The following is a 23,249-nucleotide window of genomic DNA, read 5'->3' as shown; positions in this document are numbered from 1 at the left end:
TGTTGGAGGCCTTCACCTTTGGCGCACCCCCGCACGGCGGGATCGCGTTCGGCTGGGACCGGATCAACGCGCTGCTGTCCGGCGTCGACTCCATCCGCGAGGTCATCGCCTTCCCCAAGACCGGCGGCGGCGTCGACCCGCTGACCGAAGCGCCGGCGCCCATCACCGCCCAGCAGCGCAAGGAATCCGGAATAGACGCCAAACCCGACAAGGTTTGACGAGGCATGAGCCAACAGAAGCCTGACGCCGCAGAGCTGAACGCATTCAATCAGAGCATCGTCGATGAGTTCCGGGCCAACGACGGCAAGGTCGGCGGCCAGTTCGCCAACGCCGACCTGCTGCTGCTCCACACCACCGGCGCCAAATCCGGCGAGCCCCGGGTATCGCCGCTGGCCTACTTCCGCATCGACGGCAAGCTCATCATCATCGGCTCCTTCGCCGGCGCCCCGGTCAGCCCGGCCTGGGTGCACAACCTGCGGGCCAACCCCCAGGCGCGCGTGGAGATCGGCGCCGACACGTTCGACGTCGCCGCCCACGAGTTGCCCGGCGACGAGCGCGCCGCGCTCTTCGACAAAGTCACCGCCGCCGCCCCCGGCTTCGCCGAGTACCAGGCCAAGACCACCCGGGTGATTCCGCTGTTCGAGTTAAACCGGACCTAGCCGGTGGGTGCTTCGCGGCGGGCGCTGCCATCGCTGGTTCTCGCAGCCGCACGCGCGGGCAGCAAACGGTTGCGGCAGGTCTGGTTCAACCTGGTGCAGACCGCCGTGGCCGCGGGCCTGTCCTGGTACCTGGCACACGATGTCCTGGACCACCCGCAGCCGTTCTTCGCGCCGATCGCGGCCGCGGTGTCGTTGTCGACCAGCAACGTGCTGCGCGCGCAACGCGCCGTCCAGATGATGATCGGGGTGACCCTGGGGATCGGGGTGGGCTCGCTGGTGCAGGGTCTGCTCGGTCCCGGCGAAGTGCCCATCGCGGTGGCCGCGCTGGTGGCGCTGGGGGCCGCGGTGTTCATCGGGGGCGGCTTCATCGGTCACGGCATGATGTTCGCCAACCAGACCGTGGTGTCGGCGATCCTGGTGCTGGCCCTCTACCGCGGCGGCGTCGGGCTGGAACGCATCTTCGACGCGCTGATCGGCGGTGCGGTGGCCATCGTCTTCGCCGTCCTGCTGTTTCCCGCCGACCCGCTGACGGTGCTGCGCACCGCCCGCGTCGGCGTGCTCGGGGTGCTGGGCGACGTGCTGACCCGCGCCGCGGTCGTCGCCATCAGACGCCAAGCGGCTCCGCCCGAGTGGCCGCTGACGGCCGTCGACCGCGTGCACGGAGAGCTCAGCGGACTGCTCGAGGCACGCACCACCGCCCGCCAGGTCGTCGCCGTGGCACCGCGACGTTGGGGCCTGCGGGACGCGGTGCGGGCCGCCGACCATCAGGCCGTACACGTGGCCCTGCTGGCCGGCTCGGTGCTGCAACTGGCTCGCGCCGTGGCCCCCGAGGTGGACGGCTGGCGCGAGCCGCTCCCGCAGCCCGTGCACACGGTGCTGGTGACACTCGCGGCCGCGACCGCGCTCGCCGACACCGATCCCGCCGGCGCGTGCGCGTACGCGGCCTCGGCGCGCCACCACGCCGCGGAACTGCAGTCCGGCGCGCGCAAGGAGACGCAGGTGATCCTCGCCGACGTCGTCAGCGCCTGCGTCGACGACCTGCAACGGGTCATCGATCTTCGGCACGTCTGAGCGCTTCAGCGCGAGTCGGCCAGGTACTCCTGAACCAACTTTCGCGGCGCCTGGGTCAGCCACGCCTCGGTGATCAGCTCCTCGAGATCGCGCACCGAAATTTCGGCCAGGTTGACCAGCACCGCTGGATAGCCGTCGAAATGCGGTGTGGTGAAGTAAGTCCCGGGCTCGTCGTCGATCAGCGCGAACTTGACGCCCTCGTCGGACACCCGAACGCCGAGGATGTCGCCCTGCGGCGGCTCGGGGCCGTCGCGCTCCAGCGCCTCGCGCTCGGAGGGCCGCAGCGGCCGCTCCCAGGCCAGCAATTTCTTGCCGACCCGCCAGTCATGCGGTGACGGCTCGGAGGTGAGTGCCAGCTCACCAACGATGCGGGCGACCTCGCCCCACGTGGCCACAACACGATTGTGCTCCCGTTTTGGCGCGAATGCCGTCGGATCGGCAAACGGTACGCGACAGGGCGTCCCGCGCACCCCACGCCGCCGTCCGGCGTGTGATGAGATCAGCGGTGAGGAGGAGAAAGCGCTTGCCAGCAGAACCAGGTGAACCGGGGACCGGGGTCGCACGTCGCCACCGGGTGACCCACCGTACCGAGTACCGCTACTCCGACGTCGTGACCAGCTCTTACGGACGCGGATTTCTGACCCCGCGCGACTCGCTGCGGCAGCGCTGTGTCGCCCATCGGCTGATCATCGACCCGGCCCCCGCCGACAGCTCCACCAGCGAGGACAGCTACGGCAACATCAGCTCCTATTTCCACGTGACCGAGCCGCACGGGGTCCTGAAGGTGACCAGCGACTCGATCGTCGACGTCTATCCGCCCGGCCCGGATCTCTACACCGTCGGGCCGGCGGCGCTGCCGTGGGAGGCGGCCCGTCCGGCCGGGCCCGCCGGAGCGCTGGCGACCGAGTTCACCCTGGACCTCAATCCGCCGGAGATCACCGACGACGTCCGCGACTACGCAGCGCCCAGCTTCACCGCCGGGCGCCCGCTGATCGAGGTGCTGGGCGATCTGACGTCGCGCATCTTCACCGATTTCACCTACCGGTCCGGGTCGACGACGATTTCCACCGGGGTCAATGAGGTTCTGGCCGCCCGCGAAGGGGTATGTCAAGACTTTGCCAGGCTGGCGATCGCCTGCCTGCGAGCCAACGGGTTGGCGGCCAGTTACGTATCCGGGTATCTGGCCACCGATCCGCCACCCGGAAAGGATCGGATGATCGGCATCGACGCCACCCATGCCTGGGCTGCGGTGTGGACCCCCGCGGAGCCCGGCCAATTCGAATGGCTGGGGCTCGATCCCACCAACGACCAGATGGTCGACGAGCGCTACATCGTCGTGGGACGGGGCCGTGACTACGCGGACGTCCCGCCGCTGCGCGGCATCATCTACACCGACTCGGAGCACAGCGTGATCGACGTCGCCGTCGACGTGGTGCCCTACGAAGGCGAAGTGCTGCATGCGTGACTTCACCTGCCCCAACTGCGGCCAGCGCCTCACCTTCGAGAACTCCACCTGCCTGAATTGCGGTAGCGCGCTTGGGTTTTCGCTGGACCAGATGGCGCTGCTGGTGATCTCGGAGGACGACGCAGGCGAGCACGCCGGTTTCGTGCACGCCAGCGAGTATCAGCTGTGCGCCAACTTACTTCTCGCCGAATGCAACTGGCTGGTCCCAGTCAATACCCCCCGGTTGCTGTGCCCCTCGTGCGCGCTGACGATCGAACGGCCCAACGACGCCGACACCGTCGGGATGGCCGAGTTCGCCCGGGCCGAGGCGGCCAAGCGCAGGTTGATCGCCGAGCTGAGCGAGCTCAAGCTGCCGATCGTCGGGCGCGACAAGGATCCCGACTACGGCCTGGCGTTCCGGCTGCTGTCCAGCGCGCACGAGAAGGTGATGACCGGACACGAAAACGGGGTCATCACCATCGATTTGGCCGAGGGTGACGACGCGCACCGCGAGCAGCTGCGCGTCGAGATGGACGAGCCCTACCGGACCCTGCTGGGGCACTTCCGCCACGAGATCGGGCACTATTACTACTACCGGCTGATCGCGCCGTTCACCGACTATGTGGAGCGGTTCAACGAGCTGTTCGGTGACCACGAAGCCGACTATCAGGAGGCGCTCGACCGCCACTACAGCGAGGGCGCTCCCGAGGGTTGGCAGGAGGACTTCGTGTCGTCCTACGCGACCATGCATCCCGCCGAGGACTGGGCCGAGACGTTCGCCCACTACCTGCACATTCGCGACACGCTGGACACCTCGGCATGGTGTGGACTGGCGCCGGCGTCGGCAACGTTCGACCGGCCCGCCTTGGGCCCCAGCGCTTTTCAAACGATCATCGACATGTGGTTGCCCCTGTCGTGGTCGCTGAACATGGTGAACCGGTCGATGGGTCACGACGACCTGTACCCGTTCGTGCTGCCGGTCGCGGTGCTGGAGAAGATGAGGTTCATCTACACAGTGGTCGACGAGGTGACCTCGGAGGCCCGCGGTCGCGCCTCGGTGGCCGGCTAGGCCCTACGGTGTGCTTCTCGACCACGGCGGACCTGGTGGTGGGCACCGCCCTGGTGCCCGTCGCGGTGGCGAGCCGAGGACCGGGCGATCTCCAACGCGTGAGACTAGGCCGGCATCACCCGTCGCTGGTCGGGACCCCAAATCGGTTGCATGCCACCGGGCAGCGCCAGCTGGGTGGTGGTGATGACCTCGGCCAGGCTGCGCAGCTCGCCATGCACCGCAGCGAGCAGCTCCGCCAGCTCCGCACGCCGGCCGTCGCCGCCGATGCGTTCGAGCTCGGCGGGATGGGACCGCCGCAGCAGGGTGCCGATCTCGTCCACCAGCCGTTCGGGGCGCGATGACCCCGACGAGCCGGGCAGGTCCCGGAGATTGATCCGCAGCCGCTCCAGCTGGTAGAGCAGCGACCGCGGGTTCTGCGCGTCGAACAGCATCAGCTCGGCCATGGCGGCCACGCTGATCTTGCCCACCGTCCGGCGCCGGTAGATGACCGAGGACTCGCACGCCACCAGGGTGGACTCGATGACGGTCTGCTCGGCCGCGGCGCCGCGGCCGACGGTCAGGGTGGCCTGCAGCAACGCCGTCAGCCACAGCGCGCGTTCGATCCGTTTGCCGATGTCCATCATCGTCCACCCGACGTCGCGCACCATCGACTCGCTGGCCACCCCGGACAGGGTCAGCATGCCGGCCAGCGTCTGGGCCTGGGCCCCGGTGAGCAGGGCGTCGGCCTCGGAAAGCGATTCCGGCGGTTCGCTTTCCAGTGCCAGCGCGCGTTCCACCGCGGCCAGCACCATCCAGGTGTCGTTCGACATCTGGTCGCGCACCGCCCGCGCGGCCAGCGCCAATCCCTCCACCGATTGCACCAGGGAGCCGGGCCGGTGCGGATCGACGGTGAGCGACCACAGCGTGGAGGGGGCGATCGCGATCATCTCGGCGTGGTCGCCGTCGCTGTCGGCCGCGATGTCGGTTCCGGTGATGCGGCCCAGCGCGGTCATCAGCACCGGCACGCATTCGCTTTCCTCGCTGTGCTGGTGGTGGCGGTAGACGTGGAACCGGTCGCGGGTGACGATCAGCAGCCGCGCCATGCTCTCCGCGCGCTCGCCGTAGCGGCCGATCCAGAACAGGTCGGACAGCACACGTGGGGAGCTGACGCCCCAGGTGCCCGCGGCCGTCTTCGCCGGCTCCGGCGTCGGCAGGCTGATCGCCTCGGCGCGGGCCCGCTCCGTGGGCCGCACCCAGACATCCTTTGCCGCAATGGTTTTCAGCGTGTATGCGGCCGATCCGGGCGCCAGCACGTAGCCGATGCCGCCGATCATCGGCGCGTAGCCGCCGCGTTGGGCCACGGTGAACAACCGGATGCCGACACCCGCCGACGACAGCACGCCGGCGTGGTCGGTGGGCGCGGACGAGAATTGCGGCAGTTCCTGGCCGATCCACTGCCACGGCGTCTGCTCGATGCGGGCCGCCACCTGTGTCAGCTGCTGAGACGAAAGCGTGGGCCCGACAAGGGTTTTCTCGCCGACGGTGGACTTCAGCAATAACGACGACAGGTTTGCCAGCAGGTGTGAGCGCTCATTGGCGATGCCACCCCAGTAGACCTGGGCGGTGGGCAGCTGCAGCTTTTCCGACAGCAGGTGCTCGGCCATCGCGGGCAGGAAACGCAGCAGCCCAGGGTTTTCCAGAACTCCGCTGCCCAGCGTGTTGACCACGGTCACCGTCCCGCGGTGCTGGGCCTCCACCAACCCGGCCACCCCGAGCCGGGAGTCGGCGCGCAAGTCCAGCGGGTCGGTGTACTCGGCGTCGACCCGGCGCAGCACAACGTCGACGCGCTTGAGCGTGCCCAGCGAGCGCATCCACAACATGCCGTCGCGCACCACCAGGTCGGCGCTTTCCACCATCGGAAAGCCCAGCAGGGTGGCCAGATACGCCTGGTCGAACGCGGTCTCGGAGTAGATGCCCGGGGACAGCACCACCACCACCGGGTCCTGGGCGTCATCGGGCGCCGCGTCGATCAGCGCCAGCCGCAGCGCCTGGGCGAACGGCGTCGTCGGCCGTGGCGCGATGCGCTCGTAGAGCTCGGGAATCGAGTGCGCGACCACCCGTCGGTCGGCCAGCGCGTACCCGGCCCCGGAGGGCGCCTGGGTGCGGTCGCCGTTGACGACGAATTCGCCGTCCGGCCGACGGCTGACATCGCAGGCGTGCATGAAAAGCTGGTGGTGGCCCGGGATTTCGATGCCGTTGGCCGCACGCACGTACCCGGGGTGGCCGAACAGCAGCTCGGGGGGCAGGACGCCTTCGGTGAGCAGGCTGCGCGGACCGTACAGGTCGGCCAGCACGGCGTCGAGCACCCGCGAGCGTTGCAGCAGGCCGGACTCGAGCGCGTCCCAGTCGGCCGCGGACAGCACGATGGGCAGGGTGTCCAGCTGCCAGGGCCGGGGCTCCTGGCCGCGACCGCCGGGCTCGACATCGGTGTAGGTGATGCCGTCGTTGTCGATGAGGTCGTGCACCACCGAGCGCAGCCGGTCCAGCCCGGCGCGGCCGCGCTCGGCGATGGCGTCGGCGAGCTCCGCCCACGCCGCGCGCACGTTGCCGTCTTGGTCGACGAACTCGTCATAGCCGCTCGCCGGGCCGTGCCGCAGGTCGAAGAGCGCCTCCTGGGCGCGCGCGGCGCGGTAGCCGGCCAGCAGGCGGTCGGCGTCGTAGCGCGCGGTGCCGGCCGTTGACGGTGCACCGTTCCCGAATGTCATGTCCGCAAACGCCATTACTGCGCAACGGTACGCACGCGGCGCAGGTCGAGGATGCCCGGCGCGCCGACGTCGGTGAAGATCCGGGCCTGCTTTTCCCGGATGCCGGACAGGTCGAGTTTGCCGGGGGTGAAGCCGGTCGCCTCGAAGCGGCGGGCGCGGCGTGCCTCGGCCTCTACGGCGTTGACCGGTGGTGTGTCGTAGGCGCGCCCGCCGGGGTGGGCGACGTGGTAGGTGCAGCCCCCGCGCGACGTGCCGGTGGTGAGGTCGATCAGCTCGAACCGCAACGGCCCGTCGGCCGAGATGGTGGAGTGCAGCGCGCTGGGCGGCTGCCAGGCCTTGAACCGGACCCCGCCCACGTGGATGTCGGGATTGTCGGTGGCCAGCAACGGCACCGGATAGCCGTTGACCGTCAACACATAACGGTGGCGGTCGGCCCCGATGATGCGAACCTGGAGGCGCTCGACCGAGGAGTCGACGTAGCGCGCGGTGCCCGTGGCGGTGGACTCCTCGCCCAGCGTGGTCCACGGCTCGATGGCCCCGCGCAGTTCGATCTCCACGCCGTCGAACACCGCCGTCCCGATGCGGGGGAACCGGAACTCGGTGAACGGATCCAGCCAGCTGGTCTCGAACGCGATGCCGTGCGCTCGCAGGTCCGCGGCGACGTCGGCGATGTCATGAATCAGGAAGTGCGGCAACAGGTATCGGCCGTGCAGGTTGGCGCCGTGGCGGATCAGCGGCGCGCGCAGCGGCTCGTCCCAGAACCACGCGACCAAAGAGCGCACCAACAGCGACTGCACCATGGCCATGCGCAGGTGCGGCGGCATCTCGAAGCCGCGCAGCTCCAGCAGGCCGAGCCGGCCGCGGGCGCTGTCGGGGCTGTAGAGCTTGTCGATGCAGAATTCGGCGCGGTGCGTGTTGCCGGTGATGTCGGTGAGCAGGTGACGCAGCGCGCGGTCGATCACCCACGGTTTGGTGGCGCCACCGCCGCCCAGCCGGGCGATCTCGGCGAACGCGATCTCGAGCTCGTAGAGGGCCTCGGCGCGACCCTCGTCCACCCGCGGCGCCTGCGACGTGGTGCCCACGAACCGGCCGGCGAACAGGTAGGACAGCGACGGGTGGCGCTGCCAGTACGTCAGCAGCGACACCAGCAGGTCGGGGCGGCGCAGCAGCGGTGAGTCCGCGGGCGTCACGCCGCCCAGGGTGATGTGGTTGCCGCCGCCGGTGCCGCCGTGCGTGCCGTCGACGTCGAAGGACTCGGTGGACAGGCGGGCCAGCCGGGCCTGCGCGTACAGCGTTTCCAGCTGGTGGTTCTGTTCGTCGAAGCTGGCGGTGGGCGCGACGTTGACCTCGATGACCCCCGGGTCCGGGGTGATGGTGGTCGAGCGCAGCCGCGGGTCCGGCGGGGGGTCGTAACCCTCGATCACCACCGGGCAGTCCGCCTTCGCCGCCGCTGCCTCTACCCGGGCGATGAGATCGACGTAGTGCTCGAGCGCCTCGATGGGCGGCAGGAAGAGGTAGAGCAGGCCGTCCCGAATCTCGGTGACCAGCGCGGTCGGCGGCGCGCCGTCGGCGTCGACGACCTCGGCGCCTGTCGACTCCGTCGGCAGGGCGCCACCGGCGGTTAGGGGATCGGCCTCGAACGACGGGCGCGGCGGTGTCCAGCTGATCGAGTCCAGCGGCAGCCGCAGCCCCGCCGGAGAATCCCCGGGCAGCAATACGATACGGCCGCGGCGCAGCCGCCAGTCGGCGCTGGCCCACCCGAGGTCATCGTCGCGCCGATGCAGCGGAAGCACGAATGCCGTCGGGGTTGTGACGGATTCGTCCAGCCGGGCCAGCAGCGCCGCTCGTCCGGCGGGGGAGTCGGCTTGCAGGTCCTCGGCGGCGTCCACCGGAACCCCGTCGGGCTCACGGACTTTGGCGGCCAGCCGATGCAGCGGGTCCTCGTAGGCCGGCCGCACCTGCGAGACCGGCAGTCCCAGGCCGTCGGCGATGCCGGTGAGCACCCGAGCGGCCGCCTCGTTGTCGACGGGGCGTCGCGCCTTGCCGCTCCAGGGGTCGGCCAGCAGCGTCTGGTCGGCCCACAGCGGACGTCCGTCGGTGCGCCAATGCAGAGCGATCTGCCAGCGGGGCAACGGTTCTCCGGGATACCAGCGGCCCTGCCCGCGCTGAATCACACCGCCCGGCGCCCACGCGGATTTCAGGCGGGCGGCCAGATCGGAGGCGCGCTGCCGCTTGTGCGGACCGTCGGCGGCCGTGGTCCATTCCTTCGCCGACTTCGAGTTGATGTCCACCGCAACGAAGGTCGGCTCACCGCCGACGGTCAGCCGGACGTCGGCCGCGGCCAGCCGCTCGTCGACGCGCCGGCCGAGGTCGCGGATGGCCCGCCAGGCGTCGTCGGTGTACGGCAGTGTGACGCGCGGATCTTCGTGCACCCTGGTGACGGTGTTGGAGAACTCCAGCGTCGAGGCGCAGGGTTCGGTGCCCCCGCTGATCGGTGCCGCCGACGTCGGGTGCGGCGTGGCCGCCAGCGGGATGTGGCCCTCGCCCGCGAACAGCCCGGACGTCGGATCGAGCCCGATCCAGCCGGCGCCCGGGATGTACACCTCGGTCCAGGCGTGCAGATCGGTGAAGTCCGCGGCGGGTCCCGACGGGCCGTCGAGCGCCTCGACGTCGGAGGCCAGCTGCACCAGGTAGCCGGACACGAAGCGGGCGGCCAGCCCCAGCTGGCGCAGGATCGACACCAGCAGCCACGCCGAGTCGCGACACGAGCCGACCCCGGCGCGCAGGGTGTAGTCCGGCGTCTGCACACCGGGTTCCATCCGCAGGCTGTAGGCGACGTCGGCGTTGATCGCACGGTTGAGCTGGACCAGCATGTCGATGGTGCGAGTGCCGTCGCGCACCGAGAAATTGCTCAGCCAGGCCCGCACCAGCTCGCCCGGACCCGAGCCGTCGCCCTCTTCGTCGACCGGCCGCAGGTAGGGCTCCAGGTCCTCGGCCAGCTCCTTGGGGTAGGTCAGCCCGGCCCGTCCCTTGCCGGGGACCCACCGTTCGGCCCAGTCCTCGATGAAGAAGTCGAACGGGTTGATCACCTTGAGGTCGGCGATCAGCCCGACGGTGATGCGCAGTTGTTGCATCGGAGTCGGAAACACCAGCCGGGCAAGGAAATTGCCCACCGCGTCCTGCTGCCAGTTGATGAAGTGTTCGTCGGGCTCGATGCGCAACGAATACGCCTCGATGGGCGTGCGGGTGTGGGGCGCCGGGCGCAGCCGCACGACGTGCGGATGCACCCGGACCAGCCGGTCAAAGGTGTAGCTGGTGCGGTGCTCCAGCGCAACTTTGATGCTCATACTCGGTGATCCCATCACACGCGCGGACACGGCGCAGCGCACCGCAATTGCGGCTTACCGCGCCGTAATGGCTGCGCGCAGCGCTAGGCCGGTGCGTGTCCCGGTGGTGGGCCAGGCGGCGGGCCGGCCTGGTATCCCGCCTGCCGCGGCGCGGCGACCTGTCCGCCGGAAAACTTGCGGTACGCGTAGATCCCGAGCAGAGCGGCGACCGGGACCGCCACCAGCACGCCGACGCCACACGCCAGGAAGCCCACCACGACGGCGGCGACCTCGACCAGCCACACCAGCAGGGCGTTGCCGAAGTTCGACGTGACGGTGGAGAAGCTGGAGGTGAGCGCCTTGATGGGCTGCTCGGACCGGTCGATCGCGTACGGGATGGTGAACTGAGCAAAGATCCCCAGGATCAGGCCGGGCAGGAAGCACAGCGCCGAGGCGATCGAGGTGAGAATCCCGACCAGCAGCGCGGCCAGAAACACCATGCCGAAGTTGCGCGGCTTGAAGAACGACCCGATGGTCACCGGGCGAGCGTCGGCCAGATCCAGGCAGCCGGACAGGAACGCGGACTGGGCGAACGCTCCGACGAGGTAGGCGACGAGGTAGCCGGCGATCAGCAGTGCCATCCCGCCGCCGTTGAGGTTCGCGGTGAAGGTGAAGTAATCGTCGTCGGAGTTGCTCGTGGTGCCCATGTCCTGGCTCAGGCCGATCAGGGTGGAGGCGATGGCAAACAACACCGTATACACCAGGGTCGGAACGATAAGTGCCACAGCATTTTTGGTGAACGTGTTCCAGGCCCAACCGAACGCGTCCCCGATGCTGAACGCGGGCCGGCCACCGTAGCCGGGTGGCGGTCCGTAGCCGGGAGGGGGCGCGCCATATCCCGGGGGCGGTCCGTAACCCGGAGGGGGTCCGCCGTAACCCGGTGGGGGAGCGCCGTAGCCCGGCGGCGGTGCGCCATAGCCCGGAGGCGGGTAGCCGGGAGGGTTGCTGCCGTGGGGGTCTGCCGGGATGCCCGGATACTCGGGAGGTTGGCTCATGTCCGTCCTTGCTGTCGGATTTCCTCGTGACTGAAGTTTCCTAGGAGGGAACGCGCGCGGAACTTGGCAAACGCCGAACTTAGCAAAGATGTGGCCGGGGCGCGCGGATTGCCGCCCGCATGCCTGGGCCGGCGCGGGTGTCCGCCCGCCGTGGTATGCCTGAAACCGTGTCCGACGGTCTGTTTGACCTCCCCGGTGCGCCGCAGCCGACCGATCACGGGCTGGGCGCGTCGGGCGGTGCACCCCTGGCGGTCCGGATGCGTCCGGCATCGCTGGACGAGGTGGTCGGGCAGGACCATCTGCTGGCGCCCGGATCTCCGCTGCGCCGGCTGGTCGAGGGCTCGGGCGTGGCCTCGGCCATCCTGTACGGGCCGCCCGGCAGCGGCAAGACGACGCTGGCCGCGCTGATCTCGCAGGCCACCGGCCGCCGGTTCGAGGCGCTGTCGGCCCTGTCGGCCGGTGTCAAAGACGTTCGGGCGGTGATCGATACCGCGCGCCGGGCGCTGCTGTCGGGCGAGCAGACGGTGCTGTTCATCGACGAGGTGCACCGCTTCTCCAAGACCCAACAGGACGCGCTGTTGTCCGCCGTGGAGAACCGGGTGGTGCTGCTGGTGGCGGCGACCACGGAGAACCCCAGCTTCTCGGTGGTGGCGCCGCTGCTGTCCCGCTCGCTGATCCTGCAGCTGCGGCCGCTGAGTGCCGACGACATCCGCACCGTGGTGCAGCGCGCGATCGACGACCCGCGCGGGCTGGGCGGCCAGATCGCGGTCGCGCCCGAGGCCATCGATCTGCTGGTGCGGCTGGCGGCGGGCGACGCCCGGCGCGCGCTGACGGCGCTGGAGGTCGCCGCCGAGGCGGTCGAGCCCGGCGGCGAGCTGACCGTCGCCGCCGTCGAGCAGTCCCTGGACGAGGCCGCGGTGCGCTACGACCGCGACGGCGACCAGCACTACGACGTCATCAGCGCCTTCATCAAGTCGGTGCGTGGTTCGGACGTCGATGCCGCGCTGCACTACCTGGCCCGCATGCTCGTCGCCGGCGAGGACCCACGATTTGTCGCGCGCCGGCTGATGATTCTGGCCAGCGAGGACATCGGCATGGCCGACCCGAACGCGCTGCAGGTCGCCGTGGCGGCCGCGCAGACGGTGGCGTTGATCGGCATGCCCGAGGCGCAGCTCACCCTGGCGCACTGCACGATTTATCTGGCCACCGCGCCGAAGTCGAACGCGGTCACCACGGCGCTGGCCGCGGCGATGGCCGACATCAGGGCCGGCAAAGCCGGTCTGGTTCCGCCCCATCTGCGCGACGGTCACTACTCGGGTGCGGCGGGGCTGGGCAACGCGCAGGGCTACAGGTATTCCCACGACCACCCGGATGGGGTTGTCGCACAACAATATCCGCCGGACGAGCTGGCAGGGGTCGACTACTACCGGCCCACCGGCCGCGGCGGTGAACGCGAGATGGCCGGTCGGCTGGACCGGCTGCGCGCGATCATCCGCAAGAGGGGTCGGGCATGAAGATCTTCACCGACGAGGAGAGGGGCGCTCTGCTGCCCACCGCCCTGAGCCGGCGCCGGACCGATCGCCGCGGGCGCTAGACCAGCTCGGGCACCCGCAGGCGGGCGATCGCCAGCTCGAACTCGGCCACGTCGATCACCTCGGCGCCCAGCTCGCGCACCCGCCGGCTGCGCAGCTCGGTGGCGCGGTCGCGGTTGCGGGCCATCGCCTCCATCGAGTCGAACGTCGAGCAGGTGACGGCACGGCGACAGGCCGGGTGGTCGACCATCAGGCTGGCGCTGCAGAACCCGTCGAGGTCCTCCATCTCGGGCAGCACCGCCATCCGGTAGAAGTCCAGCGACCGGCTCAGCTGATCCGGCACCACCTTAAGCCAGGTGGCGCGCACGCACGCGCCGGGGCGGGACGGGTGGTCGCGGTGCAGCAACGGGATGTCCCATTCCTCGACCCGCGCGCTGCCGTCGAACATCAGCGCGGCCCGGTCGCGGATGGGTGCGACCTGCTCGGCGCTGCCGCGCATAGCCTCCATGGTTTCCCACGCGCTGGTGGCGATGCAGGTGCCCGATTGCCGGTCAACCAGCAGCGACAGTCCGACACACCCGTCGATCTCGGTGAGCGCGGGCATGACGACATCGCGAACATGCGCAATGCCGATGTCGACCGACAGGGGTTGCGCCTGGATGGTGGTGGAGCGTGCGTACACGGTCGACCCCTCCTATGTCGGGGCGGCGCCCCGGTAGCGCCACCGGTCCCACCCGCTACCTTCCTCCTGCCGGTAACTGGCCGCAATGCTTTCCGGGCGCAGATCGATAACCGGCCGAATGCCTGCTTCGGACGGTCTACCGTCGCATCTCGATCAGACCAGCTCGGGCACGCGGAGGTGCGCTAGCGCCAGCTCGAACTCGCATTCATCGAGTTCCTCCGCGCGCGCCTCTTGCATCGACGAGTCCTTCAACGCGGTTGCCTGCTCCCTGTTCCGCTCCATCGCATCGACGCTGTCGAACGTCGCGGAGGACACGCCACGCCCCGAGGCGCGGTCGATCAGGAGGCTCGCACTGCAGAACCCGTCGAGGGCCTCGAGCTGGGGCAGCACGGACGACTTGTAGTACTCGATGCCCTGGTCCATGCTTTCGGTCGGCACCTTGACCCAAGTCGCACGCACGCCCGCACCGTCGGGCGCGTGGTGTTCGCGATGCAGCACCGCGATCTCCCAATGCTCGACGTCCGCCGTGCCCCCGAACATCTCCGACGCCCGATCACGGATCGGCGTCACGGTTTCACCGCTTGCGCGCATGGACTCGTCGCTCTCCCAGGCGCTGGTGGCGATGCACCGGCCCGAGCGACGGTCGACCAAAAGGGATACTCCGATGCACCCCGGCATACCTTGCAGCGCGGGCATGACCTCATCGCGAACATGCGCAATTCCGGCGTCGATGGACGAGGGTTGCGCCTGAATTGTGGTAGAGCGTGCGTACACGATCCACCCCCTCTTTGTTCGGGGCAGCGCCCCGGTGGCGCCACCGGTCATGAATTACCTTCCTCCTGCCGGTTGGCGCCCGCAATGCCCAACTGTGGCCGTGCTCACAATGGATTGGCTGGTCGTGAGGCCGGCGCCGTAGGCTTGGTCGGGTGCATAGCGATGTGTTGGACGTGGACACCTCGCGCCGCCGCGTCGTCGATCTCACCGAGGCGGTGCGCGGGTTCTGCTGGTCGCGCGGGGACGGTTTGTGCAACGTGTTCGTCCCGCACGCCACCGCGGGGGTGGCCATCATCGAGACGGGCGCCGGTTCCGACGACGACCTTGTCGACACGCTGGAACGGCTGTTGCCGCGCGACGATCGCTACCGGCATTCGCACGGCTCCGCGGGCCACGGCGCCGACCACGTGATGCCGGCGCTGGTCGCGCCGTCCGTGACGGTTCCGGTGTCGGGGGGTGAGCCGATGCTGGGGACGTGGCAGAGCATCGTCCTGGTCGACCTGAACCGGGACAACCCGCAACGCTCGGTCAGGCTGAGCTTTCTGGAGGGTTAGCGGCTCGGTGCCCGGCGCGCCGGGGCAGGTACTGTGAGCGGTCGAAATGCGTCGTGCGACGGGCTTGCGATGCCCCGGCGAAATAGGCTGGGAATGAGACGTCGAAGTAACGGAAAGAAGCGGACTCGAAAGTGCAGACACACGAGATCAGGAAGCGGTTTCTTGATCATTTCGTGAAGGCGGGCCACACCGAGGTGCCGAGCGCATCGGTGATCCTCGACGACCCCAACCTGTTGTTCGTCAATGCGGGCATGGTCCAGTTCGTGCCCTACTTCCTGGGCGCGCGCACCCCGGAATACTCGACCGCCACCAGCATCCAGAAGTGCATCCGCACGCCCGATATCGACGAGGTCGGTATCACCACCCGGCACAACACGTTCTTTCAGATGGCCGGCAACTTCTCCTTCGGCGACTATTTCAAGCGTCGCGCAATCGAGCTGGCCTGGACCCTGCTGACCAACGGTGTCGAGCAGGGCGGTTACGGCCTGGATCCCGAACGCATCTGGACCACGGTCTTTTTCGACGACGACGAGGCCGTGCAGCTGTGGCAGGAGATCGCCGGGCTGCCCGAGGACCGCATCCAGCGCCGCGGCATGGAGGACAACTACTGGTCGATGGGCATCCCCGGCCCGTGCGGCCCGTCCTCGGAGATCTACTACGACCGCGGGCCCGAGTTCGGCGTCGAGGGCGGCCCGATCGCCAACGAGGACCGCTACATCGAGATCTGGAATCTCGTGTTCATGCAGAACGAGCGCGGCGAGGGCACCGGCAAGGCCGACTTCGAGATCCTGGGGCCGTTGCCCCGCAAGAACATTGACACCGGCATGGGTGTGGAGCGGGTCGCCTTCATCCTGCAGGGTGTGCACAACGTCTACGAGACCGACCTGCTGCGGCCCGTCATCGACACCGCGGCCGCGCGGGCGCCGCGCGGGTATGACGTCGGCAACCACGACGACGACGTGCGCTACCGGGTCATCGCCGACCACAGCCGCACCGCGGCCATCCTGATCGGCGACGGCGTCACGCCCGGCAACGACGGCCGCGGCTATGTGCTGCGGCGGCTGCTGCGCCGGGTGATCCGCTCCGCCAGGCTGCTCGACATCGAGGGGCCCATCGTCGGTGACCTGATCGCCACCGTGCGCGACGCGATGGGCCCGTCGTATCCGGAGCTGGTCGAGGATTTCGATCGGATCCGGCGCATCGCGGTCGCCGAGGAAACCGCGTTCAATCGCACGCTGGCGGCCGGCTCAAAGCTGTTCGACGAGGTGGCCGGTACCGCTAAAGCCGCTGGCGCGAAAGCGATCTCGGGATCGGATGCCTTCACGCTGCACGATACCTACGGGTTCCCGATCGAGCTCACGCTGGAAATGGCGTCCGAGGCCGGCCTGCACGTGGACGAGGTCGGCTTCCGGGAACTGATGGCCGAGCAGCGTCGCCGGGCCAAGGCTGACGCCGCCGCGCGCAAGCACGCGCACGCCGACCTGACCGCCTATCGGGAGCTGGTCGACGCCGGACCCACCGAGTTCACCGGCTTCGACGAATTGACTTCCGAGGCAAAGATTCTGGGCATCTTCGTGGACGGCAAGCGGGTGCCGGTGGTCACCCACGGAACCGAGGGGGCCGACCGGGTCGAGCTGGTGCTGGACCGCACGCCGTTGTACGCCGAGGCCGGCGGCCAGATCGCCGACGAGGGCACCATCAGCGGAACGGGCGCCGGGCAGAGCGCCCGCGCCGCCGTCACCGACGTGCAGAAGATCGCCAAAACCCTGTGGGTGCACCGGGTTAACGTCGAGTCCGGTGAATTCGTGGAGGGCGACACCGTCGTCGCGGCCGTCGACCCGCAGTGGCGCCGGGGCGCCACCCAGGGGCACTCGGGCACCCACATGGTGCACGCGGCGCTGCGACAGGTGTTGGGGCCCAATGCTGTTCAGGCCGGGTCGCTGAACCGGCCGGGCTACCTGCGGTTCGACTTCAACTGGCAGGGTCCGCTGTCCGAAGAACAACGCACCCAGGTCGAAGAGGTGACCAACCAGGCCGTGCAGGCCGACTTCGAGGTGCACACGTTCACCGAGCAGCTGGAGAGGGCCAAGGCGATGGGCGCGATGGCCATGTTCGGCGAGGCCTACCCCGACGAGGTCCGGGTGGTGGAGATCGGCGGCCCGTTCTCGCTGGAGCTCTGCGGCGGGACGCATGTGCACAACTCGGCGCAGATCGGACCGGTGACCATCCTGGGCGAATCCTCGGTCGGCTCCGGGGTGCGCCGGGTGGAGGCCTACGTCGGGCTGGAGTCGTTCCGGCACCTGGCCAAGGAACGCGCGCTGATGGCGGGCCTGGCGTCGTCGCTGAAGGTGCCGTCCGACGAGGTGCCCGCCCGGGTGGCCAACCTGGTGGAACGGCTCAAGGCGGCGGAGAAGGAACTGGAACGCGCCCGGCTGGCCGGCGCGCGGGCCGCCGCGACCAACGCCGCGGCGGGCGCGGAGCGTATCGGTAACGTCCGGGTGGTGGCGCAACGGATGTCGGGCGGGATGACGGCGGCCGATCTGCGCTCCCTGGTCGGCGACATCCGCGGCAAGCTGGGCAGCGATCCCGCGGTGGTCGCGCTGATCTCTGTGCTTTCTGGGGATGAGGGCTCCACCGTGCCGTATGCGGTCGCCGCAAACCCGGCCGCCCAGGATCTCGGGCTTCGCGCCAACGACCTGGTCAAGCAGCTCGCCGCGAGCGTCGACGGCCGCGGGGGCGGCAAGGCGGACCTGGCGCAGGGTTCCGGCAAGGATCCGGCGGGCATCGACACAGCGCTCGACGCGGTACGTTCCGAGATCGCCGTGATAGCGCGGGTCGATTGAGTGGTCTCCGCACAGCACCGCTTGCCTGACCGGCCCGGCGATCCCCACCAGGACCCTGGACGGGGACGGCGGCTCGGCATCGACGTGGGCAGCGTCCGTATCGGCGTGGCCTGCAGCGACCCCGACGCCATCCTGGCCACCCCGGTCGAGACCGTGCGGCGCGACCGCAACGGCAAACACCTGCGGCGGCTGGCCGCGCTGGCCGCCGAACTCGAGGCCGTCGAGGTGGTCGTCGGCCTGCCACGCACGCTGGCCGATCGCACCGGCCCTTCGGCGATCGACGCGATCGAGGTGGCCGACGCGCTGGCCCAGCGGATCGCGCCCACCCCGGTGCGGCTGGCCGACGAGCGGCTGACCACGGTGGCGGCGCAGCGTTCGCTGCGCGCGGCCGGGGTTCGGGCCAGGGAGCAGCGTGCGGTGATCGATCAGGCGGCGGCGGTGGCGATCCTGCAGAGTTGGCTGGACCAGCGCCGCGCGGCGGCGGTGGGGGAGCTCAGCGATGGTTGACAGCGCACGGCGGGAACGGGCCGAGCCGGAGGCGGTGGGTGCGCCGTCGGGGCGCAGGCCGAGCCGCGTCTCCCGCAAACAGGCCAAGCGGGGCCGTCGGCGGCGGTTCGTCGGCAAGATCATGCTCGCGCTGTTCGTCGTGGTGGTGCTCGCGGGTGTCTTCGCCGGCGGCAAGCTGTGGCACACGCTGTTCGGGCCCGACAACGACTACAGCGGTAGCGGCAAGCGGGACCTGGTGATTCAGGTACAGGCCGGTGACTCGACCACCAACATCGGCGAGACGCTGCAAAAAGAGCAGGTCATCAAGACGGTCCGGGCGTTCGTCAACGCCGCGCACGGCAACAGCGCCATCAACTCGATCCAGCCCGGCTTCTACCGGATGCGCACCGAGATCCCGGCGGCCAACGCCGTCGCGCGGCTGACCGACCCGAAGAGCCGGGTGGGCCGGCTGGTCATCCCGGAGGGCCGCCAGCTCGACGACACCACCGACATGAAGACCAACGTGGTGACGCCGGGGATCCTGACGCTGATCTCGCGCGCCACCTGCGTGGATCTCGACGGCGACACGCGCTGCGTCCGGGCACAGGACCTGCGCGCGGCCGCGACCAACAGTTCCGCCCTGGCGTTGGCGGTGCCGCCGTGGGCCACCGAACCCGTCGGTGAGCTCGGCAAGGACCACCGCCGGATCGAGGGCCTGATCGCGCCGGGCACCTTCAACATCGACCCGTCCGCGTCGCCGGAGAGCATCCTGGCCACCCTGATCGGCGCCGGCGGCGAGGAGTACGTGAAGTCCGGGCTGGTGGACACAGCCCAGGCCATGGGCCTGTCGCCGTACGACATCCTGGTGGTGGCGTCGCTGGTGCAGCAGGAATCCAACTCCCAGGACTTCGCCAAGGTCGCGCAGGTCATCTACAACCGCCTGCACGCCCACCACACGCTCGAGTTCGACTCGACGGTCAACTACCCGCTGGACCGCCGCGAGGTGGCCACCAGCGACGCCGACCGCGCCCAGAAGACGCCGTGGAACACCTACGTGTCGCAGGGCCTGCCGGCCACCGCGATCTGTTCGCCCGGCACCGACGCGCTGAACGCCGCCGAGCACCCGCAGCCCGGTGACTGGCTGTACTTCGTCACCATCGACGCCCAGGGCACGACGCTGTTCACCCGCGACTATCAACAACATCTGGCCAACATCGAGCTGGCCAAGCGCAATGGTGTCCTCGACAGCACGCCCCGCTAGCGCGGGCCCCCGCAAGGCTGCCGTGCTCGGCAAGCCAATCGCCCACTCGAAGTCCCCGCAATTGCACCTGGCCGGCTATCGCGCGCTGGGCCTGGCCGACTGGACGTACGAGCGCATCGAATGCGACGCCGAGCAACTGCCCGGCGTGGTCGGCGGCCTCGGCCCCGACTGGGTCGGGGTATCGGTGACCATGCCCGGCAAGTTCGCCGCCCTGCGATTCGCCGACGAGCGCACCGACCGGGCGCAGCGGGTGGGATCGGCCAACACCCTGGTGCGCACGCCCACGGGCTGGCGGGCCGACAACACCGATATCGACGGGGTCGCAGGAGCGCTCGGCAGCGCCTCGGGATGGGCGCTCGTCTGTGGATCGGGAGGCACCGCGCCGGCCGCCGTCGCCGGCCTGGCCCAGCTGGGCGTCGCGGGCGTCACCGTGGTGGCACGCAATCCCGACAAGGCGGCCCGGCTGGTGGACCTGGGCAACGAGCTGGGCGTGCCGACCCGGTTCTGCGACCTGGACGGCGACGGGCTGGCCGATGAGGTGGCGGGCGCCGAGGTGCTGGTCAGCACCATCCCGGCGAACGTGGCCGAACGCTACGCCGGCACCTTCGCACCCATCGGTGTGCTGCTGGACGCCGTCTACGACCCGTGGCCCACGCCGCTCGCCGCCGCGGTGAGCGCCGCCGGCGGGCGGGTGGTCAGCGGCCTGCAGATGCTGCTGCACCAGGCCTTCGCGCAGGTGGAACAGTTCACCGGGCGGCCCGCGCCCCGCGAGGCCATGACTTGCGCGGTGGCCGCGCCGGAATAGCCTGCCGCGCATGCGGATTGCGGTCGCGTGCCTGGTGCTGGCCTGGTTGGCGGCGTTGAGTTGCTACGACATTCGCGAGCGCCGCCTGCCCAACGCGCTGACGATGACCGGGGCCGCGGCGATCCTGGCGGTCGCGACGCTGGCCGGGCGCGGGCCGGCGACGCTGGCCGGAGCCCTGGCGCTTACCGCGATCTACCTGACGGTGCACTGCGCGGCGCCGGGCGGGATGGGCGCCGGTGACGTCAAGCTGGCCGTCGGTCTGGGCGCCCTGACCGGTTGCTTCGGCGTCGGCGTGTGGTTTCTGGCGGCGCTGGGCGCGCCGCTGCTGACCGCGGCGCTCGGGGTGGTCGCGACCGCGCGGCGCACCGGTGCCACCGTGCCGCACGGGCCGTCGATGTGTCTGGCCAGCGCGGTGGGGGTGGGGTTGACGCTGCTCTGACGCCTCAGTTCGGGACGGCGGTGGGACGCAGCAGCGGAAGCAGCTGGTCGCCGAGCCTGACCGTCTCCGACTTGTACGGGGTGTCCGACAGCACGAAGTGGCTGACACCGAGATCGGCGTATTTGCGCAGCGCGTCGGCGACTTCGACGGCCGAGCCGACCAGCCAGGTCGTCCCGGCGCCCTCCCCGCCGTACTTGCTCGGCGTCGTATACAGGCAGGAATCGACCACCTCGCCGCGCCCGGCAAGGTCGTTGAGCCGCCGCTGCCCCTCGGAGCCGGCCGGGTCGTGCAGCAGCAACATGGTCGGGGTGCCGGCCAGCGTGGCCACCTTCGCCTCGGCGTCGCGCCAGGCCTGCTCGGACGTGTCGCGCACCAGCGTCGTCACCCGGAGGCCGAATTCCAGCGGCGCGTGCTCGCGGCCGAGCTTGTCGGACAACGACTTCAGCCTGTCGATGCGCTCGGCGATCCCGTCCAGTGGCTCGCCCCAGAACAATTGGACGTCGGCGTCGGTCGCGGCGACCTGCTCGGCGGCCGCCGATGCTCCGCCGAAATAGAGCTTCGGGTGCCGGCCGTCGGCCGCACCGAGCGGGCGCGGCTGCAACGTCGAGTGTTCGACACCGAAAAACTCGCCGCGGAAGGTGACGTCGTCCTCGCTCCACAAGCGGCGAACCAGCCGGATGAATTCGCGGGTGCGGTCGTAGCGGCGGCCCTTGTCGACCTCGGGGTCGCCGTACGCGGCCAGATCATCGGCACCGCTGACGACGTTGATCAGCAGCCGGCCGTCATTGAGCCGATCCAGGGTTGCCGCCGCACTGGCGAAATGTGCCGGATGCCAATAACCGGGGCGGACCGCCACCAGCGGGGCGAAGTTGGTGGTGCGCGCGGCGATGGCGGTCGCGACGGTGAAAGTGTCCGGCCGCCCCCAGCCCGTGCCGATCAGCGCGCCTTCCCAGCCGTGTTGCTCGGCGCTCAGCGCGAGCTCGACCGAATAGTCCAGACTTCCCCAGCCGTCGACGGTGTCGTCGCCGCGATGGCCGGGCTCGACGGTATTCGGTATGTACCAGAGAAATTGACCCACCAGGCAACATGGTGGCACACGACCGCGGTGGCGTGGCCCGGCTTCGCGGCTTATCTCGTGGTCACCGCAGAAATCAGCGCGGATGAAAGTCCGTGTCGAAAAATTCAGGACGCAGCAAACCGTTGCCGTCGCCGTCCGCTCCTGACAGCCTTTCGGGCTGGCTGTCGTGTGCACGACATCGATTCGCCCAGAAAGGCTTTGACTCCATGACCGTTGGATCCCACGAGCACCCGGCAACACATCCGGCGGCGATCGACGGGGTGCTCGCCGACATCGCCGCCGACTATCGCCAGCGGCTGGCCGCCGGCGGCACCGAGCCGCCGCTGCGCGGCCTCAAACTCGTCCGGGACCAGAGGTGGGGCGCGGTGCGATTGGCCCGCGAGCACGGCGGTGCCGGCTACTCGGTGCCGCAGTTCTTCGACCAACTCATCGCGCTCGCCGCGGCCGACCCCGACCTGGCCCACATCCTGCGCATCCACTATGCGCTGGTCGAGGAGCTACAGGTCGCGCCGCGTCGGCCGGGCAGTGACCGGTGGATCGCGGTGGTCGCCGAGGGTGGGCTGATCGGCGGCGCCAACGCCGAGAAAAGCCAGAAGTCGGTGGGCGGCAACGACCGTGACACCCGGCTGGTGTCGACCGCGGACGGGCTGCGGCTGCGCGGTCGCAAGTTCTACAGCACCGGCGCACAGTTCTCCGACTATCTGCGCATCACCGCGCAGGACGACGACAACACCCCGACCGCCGTGGTGATCCCGGTGGACCGGGCCGGCGTCGAGCACCTCGACGACTGGGACGGCATCGGCCAGCGCCAAACGGGCAGCGGCACAACGGTATTCCACGACGTCGCGGTCGCGCCCGACGAAGTCTTCCCGCTGGCCGACACCATTGGGGTGAACCGCGCCCGCGGCGCGCTGATGCAGCTGTTCCTGCACGCGATCGCCGCCGGCATCCTGCGGGCCCTGACCGCCGACGCCGCCGCGCTGGTGAGTAGGCGGGGACGCACCTACACCTTCGCCAGCGTCGGGGAGCCCACCGCGGACCCGCAGCTGCTGCAGATCGTCGGCGAGATCGACGCGGTGGCCTACGCCGCGCAGGCACTGGTGCACAGCGCGGCGGCCGAGCTCGCTCCCGCGCTGGAGGCGGCGCGGGCCACCGGGATCGATCCCGAGCTGGAAACCCGGTCATCGATCGCCGCCGCGCGGGTCAAGGTCGCGATCCAGGAGCCCGCGCTGCGGGCCGCGTCGCGCGTCTTCGACGTCGGCGGCGCGTCGGCCGTCCAGGCGTCGGCGCTGTTGGACCGGCACTGGCGCAACCTGCGGACGCTGTTCTCGCACAACCCGACCGTGTACAAGGCGCGGGTGCTCGGCGATGTCGCCGTCAACGGCGCGGAGCTGCCGGCGAGCAGTTTCTTCTGACGCAGCGCGCGG

General features: G+C 69.9%; 20 protein-coding genes. 13 read left to right on the top strand and 7 right to left on the bottom strand.

The annotated features are described in order from the left end of the window. From A5708_RS03240 to A5708_RS03230, 3 genes are all read left to right on the top strand, one after another. Window positions 1-218: amino acid--tRNA ligase-related protein (locus tag A5708_RS03240; protein WP_331250432.1), on the top strand; the 218-nt coding region annotated here is incomplete at its 5' end. A gap of 6 nt (window positions 219-224) precedes the next feature. Next, entirely contained in the window at window positions 225-659 is a 435-nt protein-coding gene (locus tag A5708_RS03235) for a nitroreductase family deazaflavin-dependent oxidoreductase (protein ID WP_065027249.1), read from the top strand. Window positions 660-662: 3 nt separating this feature from the next. After that, on the top strand, window positions 663-1,730 hold the full coding sequence (locus tag A5708_RS03230; protein ID WP_065027248.1) for an FUSC family protein: 1,068 nt from the start codon (window positions 663-665) through the stop codon (window positions 1,728-1,730). A gap of 5 nt (window positions 1,731-1,735) precedes the next feature. Here A5708_RS03230 and A5708_RS03225 read toward each other — a convergent pair whose 3' ends face one another. Then, the gene (locus A5708_RS03225) at window positions 1,736-2,125 is read right to left on the bottom strand and encodes an MmcQ/YjbR family DNA-binding protein (protein WP_065027247.1); all 390 of its coding nucleotides are present in this window, start codon (window positions 2,123-2,125) and stop codon (window positions 1,736-1,738) included. A 128-nt stretch (window positions 2,126-2,253) separates the two neighbouring features. Between A5708_RS03225 and A5708_RS03220 the strand changes: the two genes are divergently transcribed. Beyond that, entirely contained in the window at window positions 2,254-3,195 is a 942-nt protein-coding gene (locus A5708_RS03220; RefSeq protein WP_155765868.1) for a transglutaminase family protein, read from the top strand. Beyond that, window positions 3,188-4,243, top strand: a complete 1,056-nt coding sequence (locus tag A5708_RS03215) for a zinc-binding metallopeptidase family protein (protein ID WP_065027245.1) — start codon at window positions 3,188-3,190, stop codon at window positions 4,241-4,243. Before A5708_RS03220 ends, A5708_RS03215 begins: the two co-directional genes overlap by 8 nt. Before the next feature lie 104 nt (window positions 4,244-4,347). On the opposite strand, the gene A5708_RS03210 is transcribed toward A5708_RS03215, so the two are convergent. The 3 genes from A5708_RS03210 to A5708_RS03200 form a co-directional block, all read right to left on the bottom strand. Continuing rightward, the gene (locus A5708_RS03210; protein ID WP_065027244.1) at window positions 4,348-7,002 is read right to left on the bottom strand and encodes a circularly permuted type 2 ATP-grasp protein; all 2,655 of its coding nucleotides are present in this window, start codon (window positions 7,000-7,002) and stop codon (window positions 4,348-4,350) included. Then, window positions 7,002-10,334, bottom strand: coding sequence for a DUF2126 domain-containing protein (locus A5708_RS03205; protein ID WP_065027243.1), 3,333 nt, complete (start codon window positions 10,332-10,334; stop codon window positions 7,002-7,004). Before A5708_RS03205 ends, A5708_RS03210 begins: the two co-directional genes overlap by 1 nt. Before the next feature lie 83 nt (window positions 10,335-10,417). Beyond that, entirely contained in the window at window positions 10,418-11,368 is a 951-nt protein-coding gene (locus tag A5708_RS03200) for a hypothetical protein (RefSeq protein WP_065027242.1), read from the bottom strand. Between the two features lie 155 nt (window positions 11,369-11,523). On the opposite strand from A5708_RS03200, the gene A5708_RS03195 reads away from it, so the two are divergent. Beyond that, window positions 11,524-12,882: a replication-associated recombination protein A gene (locus A5708_RS03195; RefSeq protein WP_065027241.1), complete on the top strand. Its 1,359-nt coding sequence runs from the start codon at window positions 11,524-11,526 to the stop codon at window positions 12,880-12,882. 76 nt (window positions 12,883-12,958) lie between these two features. Here the strand turns inward: A5708_RS03195 and A5708_RS03190 are convergent, their stop codons facing one another. Beyond that, entirely contained in the window at window positions 12,959-13,582 is a 624-nt protein-coding gene (locus A5708_RS03190; RefSeq protein ID WP_065027240.1) for a hypothetical protein, read from the bottom strand. Between the two features lie 153 nt (window positions 13,583-13,735). Then, entirely contained in the window at window positions 13,736-14,356 is a 621-nt protein-coding gene (locus A5708_RS03185; RefSeq protein WP_081292800.1) for an antibiotic biosynthesis monooxygenase, read from the bottom strand. Window positions 14,357-14,520: 164 nt separating this feature from the next. Between A5708_RS03185 and A5708_RS03180 the strand changes: the two genes are divergently transcribed. From A5708_RS03180 to A5708_RS03155, 6 genes are all read left to right on the top strand, one after another. After that, window positions 14,521-14,910, top strand: coding sequence for a secondary thiamine-phosphate synthase enzyme YjbQ (locus A5708_RS03180; RefSeq protein WP_196772521.1), 390 nt, complete (start codon window positions 14,521-14,523; stop codon window positions 14,908-14,910). 131 nt (window positions 14,911-15,041) lie between these two features. Then, entirely contained in the window at window positions 15,042-17,753 is a 2,712-nt protein-coding gene (alaS, locus tag A5708_RS03175) for an alanine--tRNA ligase (protein ID WP_065027237.1), read from the top strand. Further along, window positions 17,754-18,260 (top strand): Holliday junction resolvase RuvX, encoded by a 507-nt coding sequence (gene ruvX, locus A5708_RS03170; RefSeq protein ID WP_065027236.1) that lies wholly within the window; start codon window positions 17,754-17,756, stop codon window positions 18,258-18,260. Then, the gene (gene mltG / locus A5708_RS03165) at window positions 18,253-19,500 is read left to right on the top strand and encodes an endolytic transglycosylase MltG (protein ID WP_065027235.1); all 1,248 of its coding nucleotides are present in this window, start codon (window positions 18,253-18,255) and stop codon (window positions 19,498-19,500) included. Before ruvX ends, mltG begins: the two co-directional genes overlap by 8 nt. Next, a complete protein-coding gene (locus tag A5708_RS03160; RefSeq protein WP_065027234.1) occupies window positions 19,472-20,305 on the top strand; it encodes a shikimate dehydrogenase in 834 nt (277 codons plus the stop codon). Before mltG ends, A5708_RS03160 begins: the two co-directional genes overlap by 29 nt. Before the next feature lie 10 nt (window positions 20,306-20,315). Beyond that, window positions 20,316-20,744: a prepilin peptidase gene (locus tag A5708_RS03155; RefSeq protein ID WP_065027233.1), complete on the top strand. Its 429-nt coding sequence runs from the start codon at window positions 20,316-20,318 to the stop codon at window positions 20,742-20,744. A 4-nt stretch (window positions 20,745-20,748) separates the two neighbouring features. Here A5708_RS03155 and A5708_RS03150 read toward each other — a convergent pair whose 3' ends face one another. After that, window positions 20,749-21,822 carry an LLM class flavin-dependent oxidoreductase gene (locus A5708_RS03150; RefSeq protein ID WP_065027232.1) on the bottom strand — a complete coding sequence of 358 codons (1,074 nt, stop codon included), beginning with the start codon at window positions 21,820-21,822 and terminating at the stop codon, window positions 20,749-20,751. A 206-nt stretch (window positions 21,823-22,028) separates the two neighbouring features. Here A5708_RS03150 and A5708_RS03145 point away from each other — a divergent pair, with 206 nt between their 5' ends. Further along, entirely contained in the window at window positions 22,029-23,237 is a 1,209-nt protein-coding gene (locus A5708_RS03145; protein ID WP_065027231.1) for an acyl-CoA dehydrogenase, read from the top strand. Window positions 23,238-23,249: the final 12 nt, after the last annotated feature.

The sequence above is a fragment of the Mycobacterium colombiense genome (assembly GCF_001672755.1).
In the GTDB taxonomy this organism is placed as follows: domain Bacteria; phylum Actinomycetota; class Actinomycetes; order Mycobacteriales; family Mycobacteriaceae; genus Mycobacterium; species Mycobacterium colombiense_C.
The sequence above is the reverse complement of the archived record's forward strand: the minus strand, read 5'-3'. Positions and strand labels throughout refer to the sequence as shown.

Bases quoted from the DNA above. Each gene is read 5' to 3' on its own strand.
- A5708_RS03195 (WP_065027241.1), top strand. From the start codon at position 11,524: ATGCCTGAAACCGTGTCCGACGGTCTGTTTGACCTCCCCGGTGCGCCG.
- A5708_RS03205 (WP_065027243.1), bottom strand. From the start codon at position 10,334: ATGAGCATCAAAGTTGCGCTGGAGCACCGCACCAGCTACACCTTTGAC.
- A5708_RS03200 (WP_065027242.1), bottom strand. From the start codon at position 11,368: ATGAGCCAACCTCCCGAGTATCCGGGCATCCCGGCAGACCCCCACGGC.
- A5708_RS03160 (WP_065027234.1), top strand. From the start codon at position 19,472: ATGGTGTCCTCGACAGCACGCCCCGCTAGCGCGGGCCCCCGCAAGGCT.
- mltG (WP_065027235.1), top strand. From the start codon at position 18,253: ATGGTTGACAGCGCACGGCGGGAACGGGCCGAGCCGGAGGCGGTGGGT.
- A5708_RS03235 (WP_065027249.1), top strand. From the start codon at position 225: ATGAGCCAACAGAAGCCTGACGCCGCAGAGCTGAACGCATTCAATCAG.
- A5708_RS03145 (WP_065027231.1), top strand. From the start codon at position 22,029: ATGACCGTTGGATCCCACGAGCACCCGGCAACACATCCGGCGGCGATC.
- A5708_RS03155 (WP_065027233.1), top strand. From the start codon at position 20,316: ATGCGGATTGCGGTCGCGTGCCTGGTGCTGGCCTGGTTGGCGGCGTTG.
- A5708_RS03215 (WP_065027245.1), top strand. From the start codon at position 3,188: ATGCGTGACTTCACCTGCCCCAACTGCGGCCAGCGCCTCACCTTCGAG.
- A5708_RS03210 (WP_065027244.1), bottom strand. From the start codon at position 7,002: ATGGCGTTTGCGGACATGACATTCGGGAACGGTGCACCGTCAACGGCC.